We start from the raw sequence: 16,205 nt of genomic DNA on the forward strand, positions 1-16,205 counted from the left end.
GTATTAAATAATGCAGGTAAAATTGTAAAAATGCCTAAAGAAGGAAAATCAGTAGATCGTGTAGACCTGAAAATTCTTCGTGAGTTGGATAGGTCAGGACGCATTTCTTATTCAGAGCTGGCAGCAAAGATAGGCATGTCGAGCCCGAGCATCACCGAGCGCATAAAGCGGATGGAAAACGCTGGGGTAATACGGAACTTCACCATTGAAATCGACTTGGGAATGCTTGGCTACGCATTAGAAGCAATCGTGCGGATAAAACCGAGGCCCGGCAACCTGCATATTATCAAGAAAATGATTATCGAAGAAACACGTTTCACGACGTGTGATGCGGTAACAGGGGATGATTGTTTTGTTTGCCGGTTGGTTTTTGGCGCCATGGAAGAGCTGGATTTCATCCTAGAGCCTTTTCACGAAAAGGCAGAAACAAACACCGCGATTATTAAGTCATCGCCCGTGCGTCACCGATTGCCGAAACGCCATTTTTGATGACAGCTTGCTAAATTTATCTGGTATGATTGTCGAATAATAACGCTTCAATCGACTAAGTGATTTGGTGCCAGAAGAGGACTCGAACCTCCACACCCTTGCGAGTACCAGCACCTGAAGCTGGCGCGTCTACCAATTCCGCCATCTGGGCACATTATGAGTGAGCCGCTTTACGGTTTGGCCGTCCGCAAGTCAATAAGGTAATGGCGACTTGGCCACAAAATCTTTGTGCCTGAAGAAGTTTGATGCCTGACAAGCACATACTCTTCTGATAGCTCACTCATGTCACCAATTCAGGCAGCTTGGAAAAGTTGTGTGAGGCCCAGCATGAAAGTGGAAAGATACGCATGATAATTGTTCTTGGCTCAATCAATCTTGATTTAATTGCGCGTGTGAAAAAGATTCCGCAGCCAGGTGAAACAGTGTCTGGCTCTACGTTCACCAGCGCTCCTGGTGGTAAAGGGGCCAATCAAGCCCTTGCGATAAAACGGGCAGGGGCCGACGTGGCAATGATTGGCGCAGTGGGTGAAGACGCAAATGCACAGCCGGCTTTGGCGTTGCTCAAAGTAGCAGGCGTGGATTTGAGCGGTGTGAAAACTGTCCCAGACGAAAAGGTCTCCACCGGGGTTGCGATGATTTTGGTTGATGAAGTATCGGGAGAAAACCAGATCGCTGTCATAGCAGGAGCAAACGCCCATGCCGATGATGACGGGAAAGGTGCCGCCGCCATAAAGTCAGGCGATAATATTGTCCTGCAAATGGAAGTGCCGGATGCGGCAAACCGCGCAGCAATAAACGCGGCACAAAGCGTTGGCGCACGCTCAATTCTCAATATTGCTCCTTATGGCGAAGGGGCAGTGGAACTTGCAAGGCTCGCTGATATTACAATCGCCAATGAAACAGAATTCGATGATCTGAGCGAGGCATTGAAACTGACCGGAAGTGATCGCCGCGCAAGAGCGCATGATTATAGCAAGACGTTTGGCAAAGGAATTGTCATAACACTCGGCGCAAATGGTGCCCTAGCGGTTATTGATGGTAATGAATTCTCCGCAAAGTCGCCAAAGATCGAAGCGGTTGATACTGTCGGTGCCGGAGACACGTTTTGCGGTGCTTTTGCTGTTGCGCTTGAAGAGGGTAAATCTATCGAGGCGGCGCTTGGCTTTGCCTGTGCGGCCGGTGCGCTTGCTTGTCTGAAACCGGGCGCACAGCCAGCCATTCCAATGCGTACCGATATTGATGCGATGATTGCCTGAAGCGAGCTGCGAATTACATCGCAATCCGCAGCCGCGTTTCAGGAAAATGGGAATCGTGAACCGTTTTAGAGCGTTGCGACTCGCTCGGTTATCAGATTGAAAAAGCCTTGTGCGTCGACTTGATTAAGAACCATTGCGTTCTTTTTACGGTCCGTCACGCCCCACCAGTCAATCACGGTCATGCCCATGGTCAATTCGGATTCTGTTTCAATTTCCACATTGCACATGCGGCCTAAGAATAGTTCGGGTTTGATAAGATAAGCGGTCACACATGGATCGTGGAGGGGCCCGCCATCAGTGCCGTATTTCTCTTCATCAAAGCGTTCGAAAAAATCTATGAGATCGGCAGTCGCATCGCAGACCTTTGTGCCTTTCGCACGAAGAGCATCAATGCGTTCTTTTGTTGTGAGGGCTTTATGGGTGCAGTCAAGAGGTGCCATCACGATTGGTATGCCTGATTTAAATACGATGTCAGCGGCTTGCGGATCGACATAGATATTGAATTCTGCTGCAGGCGTAATATTGCCGCCTTCAAAAAAGCCGCCGCCCATCATGACGATTTCGCGTATTTTGGGAGCGATATCCGGTGCTTTTTGTAATGCGGTTGCGATGTTTGTTAGAGGACCAAGCGGGCAAAGAGTGATGTGGCGGTCTTTGTTCGCGCGTATCTGCTCGATGATAAAATCAACGCCGTTTTGATCTTGCGGCAACATTGTCGGTTCCGGCAGGTCGGGACCGTTAAGTCCTGTTTCACCATGAACATGTTCCGCTGTCACCAATGGCCTGCCCATAGGTCCGGTAGCGCCCGGAAAGACTTTCGTGTCTGTTTTGCCGGCAAGCTCACACACTTTTAGGGCATTTTTGACGGTTAAATCGAGCGGTACATTGCCTGCAACGATGGTCAGACCCAAGACTTCCAGTTCCGGGCTTGCAAGAGCCAGCAGGATTGCAACTGCATCATCTTGGCCCGGATCAGTATCAATAATGATGGCGCGCTTATCATTGTTTGCCATTGTCGTCGTATCTTTCTTGAAAATTTGATTCTGAGTGACCATACTTAAGGTTGAAACAAATGCCAGTAGGGTTTGTTTTTAATGTCGCTTAAAATGAGGGCATGGCCAGCGAAATCTGGTCTGATTGATTATGGCACGTATGACCACTTTTTCCAGTCCGCTTCTTGTCGGCTTTGAGGCTCTTGAGAAATCACTTGAGCGGGTTGCAAAATCTGCTGACGGATATCCTCCTTACAATATTGAACGTTTGTGTTACGAGGACAAAGATATTCTGCGCATCACGCTGGCCGTTGCGGGCTTTGCCATTGATGATCTCGACATTACGACCGAGGACAGTCAACTGGTCATACGCGGCAAACAAACTGATGACGGAGACCGTGATTTTCTTCATCGCGGCATTGCAGCGCGCCAGTTTCAAAAAGCCTTCGTATTGGCCGATGGCATGCGGGTTTTGGCCGCCGAACTTAAGAACGGATTGCTTATTATTGATCTTGACCGTCCACGGCCGGAAAAACTTGTCAAAAAGATTGCAATTTCCCAAACAGACTAATCTTCCCTGACATTTATATCACACCTTTGTGAGGTGTATGCCCGATTGGTGAATTGACCTGCTAACACTCGGTGTGTTCAACATATGCCATCAATTAATCGGGGCTTACAAAATGATAAAGAAACTCGGTCTTTCGGCCGCAATCGGCGTGGCATCACTTTCTTTAACAAGCCATGCTTTAGGGGATTCAAGTAGTCAAATCTGGGACATGGTCGTTAAAGAGGCCGAAGGTCAGACTGTTTATTGGAATGCCTGGGGCGGTTCGACACAAATTAATGACTATATTGCTTGGGTCGGAGAAAATCTTGAAGACGAGTATGACATTGAGGTTGTTCACGTAAAGCTGGATGACACGGCAAATGCCGTTTCTGCGGTTGTGGCTGAAAAAGCTGCAGGCAAAGATGAGAATGGTTCGATTGATCTTATTTGGATTAATGGAGAAAACTTCGCTTCCATGAAGCGCCAGGGATTGCTCTATGGTCCCGACTGGACGCAGAATTTGCCAAATTGGCAATATGTGGACGTTGAGAACAAGCCAACGATTACAACAGACTTTACAATCCCAACCGATGGCATGGAATCGCCTTGGGGTATGGCAAAGTTGGTTTTCTTTCATGATAGCGCTCGCACCAGCCCGGAAGAAATGCCGGATAGTGCGGATGAATTGCTTAAATGGGCTGCAGAGAACCCCGGGCGTTTTTCCTATCCCCAGCCGCCGGATTTTATTGGTTCAAGCTTTTTAAAGCAGGTTTTGATTGAACAGGTTGAGGACAGATCCTTGCTGCAGCAATCAGCCGATGAGGTCAATTTTGAAGAGGTGTCAAAACCGTTATTTGATTATCTTGACGAGTTGCATCCGAACCTATGGCGTGAGGCCAAAGCATTCCCGCGCGATTATCCTTCCATGAGTCAGTTATTGGCCGATGGTGAATTGGACATAACTTTCGCTTTCAATCCTGCCACAGCTTCAAGCGCAATTGCCAATGATGAGTTACCGGACACTGTGCGCTCATTTACTTTTTCAGAAGGCACATTGGGCAATACGCATTTTGTCGCTATACCCTATAATGCAAATGCGAAAGCTGGCGCTCTTGTTCTGGCTAATTTCTTGATTTCTCCGGAAGCACAATTGCGCAAACAGGATCCCGCTTTTTGGGGCGACCCGACTGTTTTGGCGATGGGAAAGCTTTCCGAAGAACAGGCAGATGCGTTCAACAAGCTTGACCTTGGTGTGGCAACACTTAGGCCCGACGAACTGGGACCGGCATTGGATGAACCGCACCCGAGCTGGATGACGAAAATCGAAGAAAAATGGTTGGCACGCTACGGCGCGGCCAATTAATTCTTTTTCGGCTTAACCAGAGCAGGCTTTTAAATGCTGCGATACTCTCCGTTCACTGCATTGCTTGTTCTGGCTGTGCCTGTTTTATGTGGACTGGCCGGTACATTGTTGCCGGCCTTTGGTTATCTGCCCGCATTAGGCGGCACAAGTTTTTCTGTGCAGCCCTTTGATACCTTGTTCATGCAAACGGGTATCTGGCGCTCCATTGCGCAATCATTCTTTATAGGTCTCACCTCGACTGCTCTGGCCGTTATACTCGTCGCGGGCTTTGTCGCTGCCTGGTATGGCACCCGCCTTTTTAAAAAGGTGCAATATCTCGTATCGCCGTTGCTGTCGGTTCCCCATGCGGCGGCGGCTTTCGGCTTTGCATTTATGATTGCGCCCTCGGGCTTCTTTGCGCGCCTGTTTTCGCCTTGGCTGACGGGCTGGGAGCGGCCGCTTGATTTGTTGATTGTCAATGATCAGCTTGGCCTTGCTCTTATCGCAGGATTGGTCGTCAAAGAGGTGCCATTTTTGCTGCTGGTAACGCTAGCAGCACTGCCACAGATTTCAGCTATCAAATTCTCCCATCTGACCCAGTCCCTTGGATACGGGCGGATGGCCGGATTTTTACTTTCAACATGGCCGCCGGTTTACAGACAAATTAGATTGCCGATATTTGCCGTTATTGCCTATGCAAGCGCAAATGTGGATATGGCGATTATTCTCGGGCCGGCAACGCCACATACTTTGCCAGTAAGGCTTGTCGGTTGGATGAATGATCCAGATTTAAAAATGCGCTTTATGGCTTGCGCTGGCGCGTGTGTGCAAATTCTAGTCACAGGTTTTGCGTTGTTGGTTTGGACACTGATTGAGCGTGTTACAGGTGTGGTTTCACGGAAACTGGCGGCAAAAGGTAACCGCTATACCCGGGACTGGGGAGTGCGTGTAACAGCATCGGTTTTGATGACAACATCTGCGTTAATCGTATTTGGCGGTTTGCTCGTTCTTGCCCTGTGGTCGGTTTCCGGCCTTTGGCAGTTTCCCAATACATTGCCCAATAACTTATCGCTTAAAAACTGGATGCGGGCGCTGCCAGGACTTTCAGGGCCGCTTGTTACGACAATTATTATTGGCGGAGCATCGGTCGCAATATCCATTATTATTACTTTGGCCTGCTTGGTGCGCGAACAACAAACCGGTCGCAGCGGCGGTAATCGCGCATTGTGGCTGCTTTACTTACCTTTACTGGTTCCTCAGATCGGGTTTCTTTTCGGTCTTCAACTCTTTCTTCTTAGCGTTAATGCGATCGCCAGTTGGACAGCATTGATTTTTGCCCATGTTGTTTTCGTATTGCCTTACGTATTTTTATCTCTTTCGGCTCCTTGGCGGGCCTTCGATAAGCGCTATGATTCAATCGGCGCGGCCTTAGGCGCTTCCAACTGGCGTATTTTCTGGCACATACGCGCGCCGATGCTTTTGCGTGCGATTCTGGCGGCCTGTGCCGTAGGCTTTGCTGTGTCAATCGGGCAATATTTGCCAACACTATTAATTGGCGCAGGCCGGTTCCCGACGATTACCACGGAAGCCGTAGCTCTTGGCTCGGGCGGAAACCGCCGTATTATTGGCATTTACGCCTTCATGCAGATGATGCTGCCATTTGTCGGGTTTTTACTGGCATCAATTTTACCCGCATTGATTTTCCGAAATCGCCGCGGCATCACAGGTTTTTAAAAAGAGCATTGGTTTCCAAATGAGCTACGCGTCAACGGGACTTAAAATCGATGGTGTTCGTATCACGCTTGATGGTCGTGAACTTTTGGCTGTTGATCACCTGATTAACCCGAAAGAAGTGCTGACAATCATGGGCCCATCGGGTTCGGGTAAATCCACCTTGTTGGCATATATTGGCGGTTTTCTTGACCCTGCGTTTGAAGCAAAAGGGGACGTGTATTGCAGCGGGATGAATATTACGCAGGTTAAGCCGCAGGAGCGCCGTGCCGGTCTGTTGTTTCAGGATCCTTTGTTGTTTCCGCATATGTCCGTGGGCGGTAATCTGGTTTTTGCAATGCCTGCTGACATTCAGCCTAAAACGGAGCGGCGTGGTCAAGCGGAACAAGCGCTGGCGGATGTTGGTTTGGAAGGATTTTTTGACCGCGACCCCGAGACATTATCCGGCGGACAAAAGGCCCGTGTTGCGCTTGCACGTGTTTTAATATCCCGTCCGGCCTTTTTATTGTTGGATGAACCTTTCTCCAAACTCGACGCTGATCGTCGTGCACAAATGCGGGATCTTGTGTTTGAGAATGCCAAGCGCCGCTCACTGCCTGTTTTGTTGGTAACGCATGATCGGGAAGACGCATTAGCTGCCAATGGCACGATCATAGAGGTTGGTTCGCAAATCGCGGGCCAATAGACTAAAAGCCAGTATGATGAAGTTAAATGATCTTCCGGTTCTGGATGTTATACCTGAGATAAAAATTGCTCTGTCAGAGCAATATAAAGCAATTCTGATTGCACCACCGGGTGCGGGAAAAACCACCGCTGTACCGCTAAAGCTTCTTCAGGAAGACTGGCTTGCGGGTAAAAAGATAATCATGTTGGAGCCGCGACGTCTGGCTGCGCGCACTGCTGCGCGCCGGATGGCAGCCAGTTTGGATGAGCCAGTTGGTCAGACAGTCGGCTATCGTATGCGCTTTGATACGAAAGTGAGTGCAAATACAAAAATAGAGATTGTCACCGAAGGTGTTTTTCAACGTATGATTGTCGATGATCCTGAGCTTGGCGGGGTTGGCTGTGTTATCTTTGACGAGTTCCATGAACGCAGTCTCGATGCTGATTTTGGGTTGGCACTTACGCTGGATGTGATGGAGGCACTGCGCGAAGATTTACGCTTGCTTATCATGTCCGCCACATTGGACGGGCCTCGCGTTTCAGCTTTTCTGGACGAAGCGCCAATCATCGAAAGCAAAGGCCGTATGCATCCGGTCGATATTAAGTATCTTCCGCGCAATGCTGACCAGCGTATTGAAGATACTATGGCCGGTGCAATTCGCAAAATGCTGATGGAAGAAGAAGGCAGTATTCTGGCTTTCTTGCCCGGTCAGGCGGAAATCAGACGTACCGCCGAGCGATTGGATGGAAGACTGCCCGACAATGTATTTGTTGCGCCGTTATTTGGCGCTATGGATATTTGCGATCAGGATAAAGCTGTTGAACCGCCACCATCTGGACAGCGAAAAGTGGTTTTGGCGACATCTCTGGCAGAATCCTCCATTACCATTGATGGCGTGCGTATCATTATTGACAGCGGGCTTGCGCGTCTGCCGTCGTTTGAAGCCAATTTGGGCATTTCGCGATTGGAAACAAAACGTGCATCCATTGCCAGTGTCACACAGCGTGCGGGACGCGCAGGACGAACAGCGCCCGGTATTGCTGTCCGTCTTTGGCAAGAGGAGCAAACCGCCGCATTGCCTGATTTCGAACAGCCTGAAATTATGCAGACCGATTTATCGGCACTCCTGCTTGATTGCGTAAGCTGGGGGGTGAGCGGCCCCGAAGCACTTCGGTTTCTTGATCAACCGCCGAAAGCCCATATCGATGAAGCGCGAAAATTGCTGATTGAGTTAGGCGCGATTGATCCTACCGGCGCAATCACGGCAAAAGGCAAAATCATCGGTGCGCTGGGGCTTGAGCCGCGCTTAGCTGCGATGATTGCTGCGGGAACATCACGTCAGGACTGCGAATGCCGGTCTATGCTTGGCTTGCTGATGGGTGAACGCGGTCTTGGCGGCAATGATGTCGATCTTGCAGCCCGCTTTGAGCGTGTTTGGCGTGATAACTCAACGCGGGCGCGCAGTGCCAAACAAATGGCTGGCAATATGGCTAAAAAGGTTGAAGCGGTCAGTAATGGAGGCGAAGTCTCTGTCGGGCTTATGCTTTGTGATGCTTTTCCTGATCGTTTGGCACGGCGACGTGATAACCGGCAGGGTAGCTATGTGCTGACCAATGGCCGCGGTGTGATGATTGACGAAACGGCAGCGCTGGCAAGCCACCAGTTTCTGGTCGTAACGGATTTGATCGGCTCTGCGGCAAACGCGCGTATCGTTTCCGCTGCCGCGATTGAAGAAAATGAAGTAACCGATTTTTTTGCAGACCAGATCAGCGAACGTGATTATTTCACTTTTGACAAAGCGACATCACGATTGAAAGGCCAACGTAAACGTCAATTGGGTGCGATTACATTAAGTGCGGTGCCTTTAACTGTCGAGCCCGGCGAAGCTACGACTGACGCGCTTGTTGCGGCTGTACGGCAATACGGTTTGGGTATCTTGCCGTGGGGCAAAAAATCCACTGAACTCAAAGCGCGTCTTGCCTGGCTTCATGCCCATCAGGGTGATTGGCCAAATATGTCCGATGATGCTCTGTGCGATGCTTTGGAGGAATGGCTTGCGCCGTTTCTGGCAGGAAAAACAAGACTGACCGATTTGGCTGATAATGATATTGCCTCTGGTTTGATGACCCTCGTGCCCTATCAATTGCACATGCAGTTGGATGAACTTGCGCCGACGCATTATGTTGTACCAACCGGGTCAAAAATACCGCTAACCTATAATGCGGATGGTGCTGCGCCTGTTTTGTCTGTGCGCGTTCAGGAGCTGTTTGGACTGGCAACACATCCGGCAATATGTAATGGCAAAGTGCCGCTTACAATCGAAATGCTGTCGCCGGCGCATAGGCCAATTCAATTAACGCAGGATTTGCCGGGTTTCTGGTCCGGTAGCTGGCGGGATATGCGCGCTGATATGCGTGGACGCTATCCCCGTCACGAATGGCCTGAGGACCCTGCACAGGCTGCGCCAACACGTCGCGCCAAGCCTCGCAAATAATGCGATATTAAAAGACTGTCTATTTTGGCAGTTTAGCGCAACAATATGTGGATGGCGATGGATATTGATCTTGATGAGGTGGATGGATTTACAATCCGCCGATTACGACTGGCAACTCTAACCGCTACCCGTTGGTTTGCGGTGCTTGGGCAAAGTCTGGTCTTGGCGATTGTTGCCGGTTATCTGGAATTTCCGCTCCCTATCATGCCGTCAATTGCACTTGTTGCGATGTCGGCGTTGCTAAATATTTTTGTTACTTGGCAATATCCTGCAAACCAGCGCTTAGAGCCTTATCAGGCGATGGGTATTTTGCTGTTTGACATCGTTCAACTGGCAGCACTTCTTTATCTGACCGGCGGATTAACGAACCCCTTTTCGATCCTGCTCATCGTGCCCGCTATTATATCCGCGGCAACCTTGCCGGTGCGCTATACATTCGTTCTGACCTTAATTGTTGCCGTTGCCGCTTCGATTTTGGGTGTGTTCCATATGCCGCTGCCTTGGGAGGCTGGTAAATCGCTCATTATCCCATTTGTTTTTGTTGTCGGGCTGTGGGGCGCATTAATCTCCTGTCTGCTATTTGCAGTGTTGTATGTTTACCGTGTTGCAGCCGAAGCGCGCCGGCTTTCTGATGCGCTGGCGGCAACAGAGCTTGTTATTCAACGCGAACAACATCTCTCCGCTCTCGATGGCATGGCTGCAGCCGCTGCCCACGAGCTTGGAACGCCGCTGGCGACGATCAGTCTTGTTTCCAAAGAAATGGACCGCGCAACATTTGAGGATGATCCGCTCAAAGAGGACATTACTCTGTTACGAACACAGGCGGATCGTTGCCGCGAAATTCTAAGCCGGTTGTCGACCCTTGGAACAGACAAAGAAGACCCGATCACTCGCATGCCGCTTTTGGTGATGATTGAGGAAATCGTCGCACCGCACCGCGAATTCGGTGTCGATATCTCCACCATCGTCACAACCAAAGATTTGGCTGAACCAACCGAGCTGCGAAACACAGGTCTCATATATGGACTTGGCAATATTGTCGAAAACGCCGTTGATTTTGCAAAAAGCAAAGTCACGGTCTTTGTCAGTTGGGATGATCACCGCATTACGGTGCGTGTTCAGGATGATGGTCCAGGTTATGCTGGCGATCAATTGACCAATTTAGGTGAGCCGGACATAAGAAACCTACGTGGTGCAGAACGTAATCGTGAAGGCAGTGAAGGTCTGGGGCTTGGTATTTTTATTGCCAAAACACTTATAGAGCGAGCAGGTGCTGATATAGTATTTGCCAACGGGTCTATCCCAGGCGTTGGCGCAGATGTAAAAGTTTCGTGGCCGCGCACATCCAAAAGCAGGTCGAATACGTAGTATTTTGTGAAAGAAGAATGAAGATGACAAACAAAGAAGATACTGCCAATACCGATATCGGACCGGATACAACATTGCTTTTGGTCGATGACGATGCGCCGTTTTTGCGTCGCTTGGCGCGCGCAATGGAAACACGCGGGTTTACAGTAGACACATCAGAAAGTGTCACGGAAGGTTTGGCAAAAGTCAAAAACCAGCCCCCTGCATATGCCGTTGTGGACTTGCGTTTGGAAGATGGCAATGGTTTGGATGTTGTGAGCGCGCTGCATGAAAGACGCCCTGACGCGAAAGTTGTCGTGCTGACCGGTTACGGCAATATCGCAACAGCAGTAACCGCTGTGAAGCTTGGTGCGATTGATTATTTATCAAAACCGGCAGATGCGGACGACGTCTTCAATGCGCTTTTGAACACGTCGAACGGGAAAGCACCACCGCCCGAAAACCCTATGTCCGCAGACCGTGTACGCTGGGAGCATATTCAGCGCGTCTATGAGGCGTGTGACCGCAATGTTTCCGAAACGGCGCGCCGGTTGAATATGCATCGCCGGACATTGCAACGTATTCTTGCAAAACGGGCGCCACGCTGATTTTCTAAGTCGTGATATTGTAACCGGCAAGCTCTGCTAGATGGAGCCGGTTCGCTGCAAACTGCGCAAAGCGCAGAGTTATAGCTTTGCGCCGTGCCGCGTTTAGTTTTTGAAGAGGGCAATCTTCAATAATTGCGGCACCAAGTGAATCAGCAAGGATGAAACCGGCCTCATCAGGAAATAATGACTGAGGCACATCGTCGAGCGTCGCAAAGAAGAGCTGGTCACAATAATCATAATAATCAGGCCATTTATGATCCGACCTTATATCTTCAACCGACGACTTGATCTCGATAATCCATATAGTGCCGTCTTTGAAAATGGCGGTTAAGTCTGCACGACGGCCACTGGCCAGAGTCAGTTCCGGTACATGTGCTGCTCCCATTTGAGTGAGTAACGTTTGTACGCCGCGCCGTACGGCAAGTGCGCGATTGGATTGTCGGCCGTCAATAAGCGGGTTTTTGTCATAAGGAGAAATTATTGGCATGTAAGTTCTTGTTTTTTCTTATAAGATGGTCATTCCGCAAAATTTGTCGGTAACTTAACGTAAATGTGGCTATTGCAAGGCAAGTATTAAATGACGTAACACTACGTTAACCAAGAGTCAGGCATTTGTAGGATAGGAAATCCACGGGGAACATTATGCGGTCTAACAAGAAACTTCTACTCGCAACGTTGATCGGTGCTTTAGCGCTTTCAGGTTGCTCCACTATTTCAAATTCTACTTTATTTGCAAATGCTTACGCGTCAAAATCTGATGGTGCTTACCGTTTGCCTGCCATTCCGGTGTCGAAAGTTGCGCGGGAATTTCGACGTCAGGAAGTCGATTATACCGGTAAGGAAAAGGTTGGCACAATCATTGTTGATACTAAGGCGCGTCATCTTTTCCTTGTTCAGCCAAATGGAAAAGCGATTCGTTATGGAATTGGCGTAGGCCGCGAAGGCTTCGAATGGTCGGGTACTGCCAAGGTTGGTTGGAAGCGTGAATGGCCTGTTTGGACTCCGCCTGCAGCAATGATTAGACGTCAGCCTGAGCTTGCAAAACACCGTGGCGGCATGAAGCCAGGCCTTACAAACCCGCTTGGTGCGCGCGCTCTTTATTTGACAAGAGGCGGCGGTGATACGGGCTATCGTCTTCACGGCACGCCTGAGTGGTGGTCAATTGGCAAAGCTATGTCATCAGGCTGCATTCGCTTGATGAATCAGGATATTGTTGATCTTTATGATCGGGCAAAGCCGGGCGCGAAAGTCATCGTTCGCTAAGCGTTAAATTATCTGAAGAAATAAAAAGGCCGGTCTGCAGCAATGCGACCGGCCTTTTTGTTGGTGATGCGGTTAAACAGGTTCAACCTGTTGCACTTCAGGAATGAAGTGGTGCAGCAAATTTTGAATGCCGTGTTTTAAAGTGGCCGTAGATGAAGGACATCCGGCGCAGGCGCCTTTCATGTGTAAGAAAACAGTGCCTTCTTTATAACCACGGAAAGTAATGTCTCCACCATCCTGCGCAACAGCAGGACGCACACGCGTTTCAAGCAATTCCTTAATGGTTTCCACGATGCTTTCATCGCCCTCATCAAAGAATTCTTCTTGCGGTAGGTCGTCGAAATCTCCTGAATTGCCGGCGGCCATGACAGGTTGGCCCGCCATGAAGTGTTCCATGATGGCAGCAAGAATAGCAGGCTTTAAATGTGCCCAGTCAAGCGCATCTTCTTTTGTTACGGTCACAAAATCATAACCGAAAAAGACACCGGTTACGCCGTTAACAGCGAAAAGCTTGGCAGCCAACGGTGATTTTCCAGCGGCAGTATCAGCATCGCGAAAATCTGCAGTGCCTGCATCCATGACCACTTGGCCCGGCAAGAATTTCAGTGTCGCCGGATTTGGCGTGGCTTCTGTTTGAATAAACATGATCGGCTCCAATCAGCGCCAAGGCGCTATGTCGATTATCGACTTTAGAATGCTTCCAAACTAAGCATTTGGTTTGATGCATTCAAGTCAAATATCGTGCGGATCGTTCAATTATATGAATGACCTGCATGATTATTTTATAAGGCCAACAATCTGGCGTACATCTGATAGTGTTTCTGCTGCCATCGCACTGGCTCGCTCGCCGCCATTTGCCAATACCTGATCAATGTAAGACGGATCCGACATGAGGCGTCTCATTTCGCTGGTGATCGGGCTTACAATCTCAATGGCAACTTCGGCCAAATGCGGTTTGAATTCGGAGAATGCTTTGCCGCCATGATCATTTAATACCTTTTCAGGCGTTGTGTCGGTCAATGCCGCCAATATGCCAACAAGGTTTGTTGCTTCTGCGCGTCCGGCAAGACCTTCGACGTCAGATGGCAGGGGCTCTGTGTCTGTTTTGGCTTTGCGAATCTTCTTGGCAATATCATCCTCGGTGTCCGTCAAATTAATTCGGGACATATCAGACGGGTCGGACTTTGACATTTTTTTGGAGCCGTCACGCAGGCTCATGATGCGCGTTGCCGCACCGCCGATAAGAGGCTCGGTAAGCGGGAAATATCCGTTCACCGTCTCGCGGCCCACTTGCATCTCGACACCAAGGCCAAGCTCTTTAATACGCGCGGAATAATCATTGTTGAACTTTTGCGCGATATCGCGTGTGAGTTCCAAGTGTTGTTTTTGGTCGTCGCCAACCGGCACATGTGTCGCGCGATAGGCAAGAATGTCAGCCGCCATTAATGAGGGATAAGCAAACAGTCCAACGGATGCGTTTTCCCTGTCTTTTCCGGCTTTCTCTTTGAATTGGGTCATGCGGTTCAACCAACCCATACGGGCAATACAATTGAAAACCCATGCAAGTTCAGCATGTTCATGAACACGGCTTTGATTAAACACGATATGTTTTTTTACATCGATACCGGCAGCGATATAGGCTGCGGCAACAGAACGTGTTGCGTTCATAAGTTCTTGCGGATTTGGCGCAATTGTCAGCGCGTGAAGATCAACCACACAGTAAATGCAGTCATGCGTATCCTGAAGCGCGACAAACTTTCGAATCGCACCCAAATAATTGCCAAGTGTAAGGTTGCCCGTTGGTTGAACACCGGAGAACACCCGTTCTGGAATCGTATTTGTCATTATAAACTACCTGGCCAAAATACATTTTTGTGCGCTTATGGCAGGGCCGATCATTTGGTTCAAGACCTTCTGCGTGCAAGGCTTCGTTTCAAAGCTTCCCGGTCAAGTGCATCGGTCATGATTGCCATCGGGAAATAGACGAGCATCGCGATAGCAATTAGTGCAGACAGCAAAATTACCCGAAGTAAAATCCCGGATTCTGCAAACATCACCCATCCATAATCTGCCAGAAAGTAAATGCTAATGCCCATGGCGAAGCTACACAAACCCATCATCAAACAGCGTTTTAGTGTTTTGGGTGAGGGTTTGAAGTCATTACGCAACCACAAAGTGCCGCCAAGTAGAAGCGCTGTTGTCCATGCCGACACACTGGTCGCAAAAGCGATACCTACATGACCGTAAATTGGAAATAGCAACAGGCTTAGGCCTGCATTGATGATGAGTGAAACAAACGAAAAACGAAGCGGGGTGCGCATGTCTTCGCGTGCAAAATAGGCGGGCTGAAATACCTTGATCAAGACAAAAGATGGAAGGCCGATTGCAAATGCCGCAAGCGCTGCCGCTGTGGCCTCGGTTGTCTCAGGCGTAAATTTACCGCGCTCGAAGAGGACAGCGACAATCGGCTCCGGTACGATAGCAAGCGCAACAGAAGCCGGTAAAATCAACGCGAGCGCAAACTCAATACTTCTATTCTGAAGTTTTAACACCTCAGGTTGATCATCGGCCCGTAACGCGCGCGATAGTTCCGGCAACAGTACAACACCAATGGCAATGCCGATAATGCCCAGCGGCAATTGATAAATCCGGTCGGCGTAGGAAAGTAGAGCTATAGCGCCGTCTTGCTGTGAGGCGATAATCTGTCCGATAACAAGATTAATCTGAATTAGCCCCCCTGTGAGGGCCGCAGGGGCGGCAAGCGTCAAAAGACGTTTTACAGAAGGTGACAAACGTGGCTTGCGCGGTTTGAAGCTGAAGCCGACTTTCTTCATGCCCAAAATCAACATGCCAAGCTGTAATACACCTGAAACAACAACACCTGCGGCAAGGCCGATGCCGACACTTGGGCCGTCTAATTCGATATACAAGCTTGCGACCAACACCGCGATCAGTGTGATGTTTAGCAAAACTGGTGCAATTGCAGCGATAAAATAATCCCGCAGCGAGTTTAGAATACCAGACAGCATCGCCATGAGGGACATGGCAATGAGGTAAGGAAACATGATGCGTGCAAGCTGTGTCGTCAGTTCAAACTTGTCTGGTGTATCGGCAAAGGCAGGCGCAATAATCGTTGCCACCAGAAACGGCATAAAGGCGACAGCAAGCACAGTAAGCACAAGCAAAATAAGAAAGAGTACCGAAAACACTTCACCGGCAAATTTAGCAGCACTGTCTTTGCCGCTGCCTTCCAGCTCTTTTGCAAACAATGGTACGAAGGCTGAGTTAAACGCACCTTCGGCAAAGAGCCTGCGAAACAGATTTGGAAATCTGAAAGCGGCATAGAACGCATCTGCTACTGGGCCTGCGCCCAGAACGGAGGCAATCAAAGCCTCCCGCACAAATCCGAGCACACGGCTGGCAGAGGTTGCTCCGCCAACGCTGGCAAACTTGCGGATCAAACTCATGC

15 protein-coding genes and 1 tRNA gene are annotated in these 16,205 nt (G+C 49.5%); 10 read left to right on the forward strand and 6 right to left on the reverse strand.

Going from position 1 to position 16,205, the window contains the following annotated elements:
* Positions 1–30 precede the first annotated feature (30 nt).
* A complete protein-coding gene (locus tag SU32_RS05790) occupies positions 31–489 on the forward strand; it encodes an Lrp/AsnC family transcriptional regulator (RefSeq protein ID WP_053998404.1) in 459 nt (152 codons plus the stop codon).
* 65 nt (positions 490–554) lie between these two features.
* Here SU32_RS05790 and SU32_RS05795 read toward each other — a convergent pair.
* A tRNA-Leu gene (locus SU32_RS05795) sits at positions 555–640 on the reverse strand.
* A 196-nt stretch (positions 641–836) separates the two neighbouring features.
* On the opposite strand from SU32_RS05795, the gene SU32_RS05800 reads away from it, so the two are divergent.
* Complete coding sequence (locus SU32_RS05800) at positions 837–1,745, forward strand: ribokinase (RefSeq protein WP_053998405.1); 909 nt, start codon at positions 837–839, stop codon at positions 1,743–1,745.
* A gap of 65 nt (positions 1,746–1,810) precedes the next feature.
* Here SU32_RS05800 and SU32_RS05805 read toward each other — a convergent pair whose 3' ends face one another.
* Positions 1,811–2,758 (reverse strand): nucleoside hydrolase, encoded by a 948-nt coding sequence (locus SU32_RS05805; RefSeq protein WP_053998519.1) that lies wholly within the window; start codon positions 2,756–2,758, stop codon positions 1,811–1,813.
* A 130-nt stretch (positions 2,759–2,888) separates the two neighbouring features.
* Between SU32_RS05805 and SU32_RS05810 the strand changes: the two genes are divergently transcribed.
* The 7 genes from SU32_RS05810 to SU32_RS05840 all read left to right on the forward strand — a co-directional run bounded on the left by SU32_RS05810 (position 2,889) and on the right by SU32_RS05840 (position 11,473).
* The gene (locus SU32_RS05810) at positions 2,889–3,308 is read left to right on the forward strand and encodes an Hsp20 family protein (RefSeq protein WP_053998406.1); all 420 of its coding nucleotides are present in this window, start codon (positions 2,889–2,891) and stop codon (positions 3,306–3,308) included.
* Positions 3,309–3,420: 112 nt separating this feature from the next.
* Positions 3,421–4,650: an ABC transporter substrate-binding protein gene (locus tag SU32_RS05815; protein ID WP_053998407.1), complete on the forward strand. Its 1,230-nt coding sequence runs from the start codon at positions 3,421–3,423 to the stop codon at positions 4,648–4,650.
* A gap of 33 nt (positions 4,651–4,683) precedes the next feature.
* The gene (locus tag SU32_RS05820) at positions 4,684–6,363 is read left to right on the forward strand and encodes an ABC transporter permease (RefSeq protein WP_053998408.1); all 1,680 of its coding nucleotides are present in this window, start codon (positions 4,684–4,686) and stop codon (positions 6,361–6,363) included.
* A 19-nt stretch (positions 6,364–6,382) separates the two neighbouring features.
* Positions 6,383–7,045 carry an ATP-binding cassette domain-containing protein gene (locus tag SU32_RS05825; RefSeq protein WP_053998409.1) on the forward strand — a complete coding sequence of 221 codons (663 nt, stop codon included), beginning with the start codon at positions 6,383–6,385 and terminating at the stop codon, positions 7,043–7,045.
* A 13-nt stretch (positions 7,046–7,058) separates the two neighbouring features.
* Positions 7,059–9,518, forward strand: coding sequence for an ATP-dependent helicase HrpB (gene hrpB, locus SU32_RS05830; protein WP_053998410.1), 2,460 nt, complete (start codon positions 7,059–7,061; stop codon positions 9,516–9,518).
* Positions 9,519–9,569: 51 nt separating this feature from the next.
* Entirely contained in the window at positions 9,570–10,886 is a 1,317-nt protein-coding gene (locus tag SU32_RS05835) for an ActS/PrrB/RegB family redox-sensitive histidine kinase (RefSeq protein ID WP_053998411.1), read from the forward strand.
* Between the two features lie 23 nt (positions 10,887–10,909).
* Positions 10,910–11,473, forward strand: coding sequence for an ActR/PrrA/RegA family redox response regulator transcription factor (locus tag SU32_RS05840; protein WP_281175870.1), 564 nt, complete (start codon positions 10,910–10,912; stop codon positions 11,471–11,473).
* Between the two features lie 4 nt (positions 11,474–11,477).
* Here the strand turns inward: SU32_RS05840 and SU32_RS05845 are convergent, their stop codons facing one another.
* A complete protein-coding gene (locus SU32_RS05845) occupies positions 11,478–11,960 on the reverse strand; it encodes an MmcB family DNA repair protein (RefSeq protein WP_053998413.1) in 483 nt (160 codons plus the stop codon).
* Positions 11,961–12,115: 155 nt separating this feature from the next.
* Here SU32_RS05845 and SU32_RS05850 point away from each other — a divergent pair, with 155 nt between their 5' ends.
* Positions 12,116–12,736 (forward strand): L,D-transpeptidase, encoded by a 621-nt coding sequence (locus SU32_RS05850; protein WP_053998414.1) that lies wholly within the window; start codon positions 12,116–12,118, stop codon positions 12,734–12,736.
* A 72-nt stretch (positions 12,737–12,808) separates the two neighbouring features.
* Here the strand turns inward: SU32_RS05850 and SU32_RS05855 are convergent, their stop codons facing one another.
* From SU32_RS05855 to murJ, 3 genes are all read right to left on the reverse strand, one after another.
* A complete protein-coding gene (locus tag SU32_RS05855; RefSeq protein WP_053998415.1) occupies positions 12,809–13,381 on the reverse strand; it encodes a NifU family protein in 573 nt (190 codons plus the stop codon).
* Positions 13,382–13,513: 132 nt separating this feature from the next.
* Entirely contained in the window at positions 13,514–14,581 is a 1,068-nt protein-coding gene (gene trpS / locus SU32_RS05860) for a tryptophan--tRNA ligase (RefSeq protein ID WP_053998416.1), read from the reverse strand.
* 59 nt (positions 14,582–14,640) lie between these two features.
* Complete coding sequence (murJ, locus tag SU32_RS05865; protein ID WP_053998417.1) at positions 14,641–16,203, reverse strand: murein biosynthesis integral membrane protein MurJ; 1,563 nt, start codon at positions 16,201–16,203, stop codon at positions 14,641–14,643.
* Between the last annotated feature and the right edge of the window lie 2 nt (positions 16,204–16,205).

Origin of the sequence: Ahrensia marina, from assembly GCF_001293565.1 — a bacterium.
In the GTDB taxonomy this organism is placed as follows: Bacteria; Pseudomonadota; Alphaproteobacteria; order Rhizobiales; family Rhizobiaceae; genus Ahrensia; species Ahrensia marina.

Excerpts from the sequence above, each read along its gene's own strand:
- SU32_RS05790 (WP_053998404.1), top strand. The coding sequence starts at position 31 with ATGCCTAAAGAAGGAAAATCAGTAGATCGTGTAGACCTGAAAATTCTT.
- SU32_RS05800 (WP_053998405.1), top strand. The coding sequence starts at position 837 with ATGATAATTGTTCTTGGCTCAATCAATCTTGATTTAATTGCGCGTGTG.
- SU32_RS05805 (WP_053998519.1), bottom strand. The coding sequence starts at position 2,758 with ATGGCAAACAATGATAAGCGCGCCATCATTATTGATACTGATCCGGGC.
- SU32_RS05810 (WP_053998406.1), top strand. The coding sequence starts at position 2,889 with ATGGCACGTATGACCACTTTTTCCAGTCCGCTTCTTGTCGGCTTTGAG.
- SU32_RS05815 (WP_053998407.1), top strand. The coding sequence starts at position 3,421 with ATGATAAAGAAACTCGGTCTTTCGGCCGCAATCGGCGTGGCATCACTT.
- SU32_RS05820 (WP_053998408.1), top strand. The coding sequence starts at position 4,684 with ATGCTGCGATACTCTCCGTTCACTGCATTGCTTGTTCTGGCTGTGCCT.
- SU32_RS05825 (WP_053998409.1), top strand. The coding sequence starts at position 6,383 with ATGAGCTACGCGTCAACGGGACTTAAAATCGATGGTGTTCGTATCACG.
- hrpB (WP_053998410.1), top strand. The coding sequence starts at position 7,059 with ATGATGAAGTTAAATGATCTTCCGGTTCTGGATGTTATACCTGAGATA.
- SU32_RS05835 (WP_053998411.1), top strand. The coding sequence starts at position 9,570 with ATGGCGATGGATATTGATCTTGATGAGGTGGATGGATTTACAATCCGC.
- SU32_RS05840 (WP_281175870.1), top strand. The coding sequence starts at position 10,910 with ATGACAAACAAAGAAGATACTGCCAATACCGATATCGGACCGGATACA.
- SU32_RS05845 (WP_053998413.1), bottom strand. The coding sequence starts at position 11,960 with ATGCCAATAATTTCTCCTTATGACAAAAACCCGCTTATTGACGGCCGA.
- SU32_RS05850 (WP_053998414.1), top strand. The coding sequence starts at position 12,116 with ATGCGGTCTAACAAGAAACTTCTACTCGCAACGTTGATCGGTGCTTTA.
- SU32_RS05855 (WP_053998415.1), bottom strand. The coding sequence starts at position 13,381 with ATGTTTATTCAAACAGAAGCCACGCCAAATCCGGCGACACTGAAATTC.
- trpS (WP_053998416.1), bottom strand. The coding sequence starts at position 14,581 with ATGACAAATACGATTCCAGAACGGGTGTTCTCCGGTGTTCAACCAACG.
- murJ (WP_053998417.1), bottom strand. The coding sequence starts at position 16,203 with ATGAGTTTGATCCGCAAGTTTGCCAGCGTTGGCGGAGCAACCTCTGCC.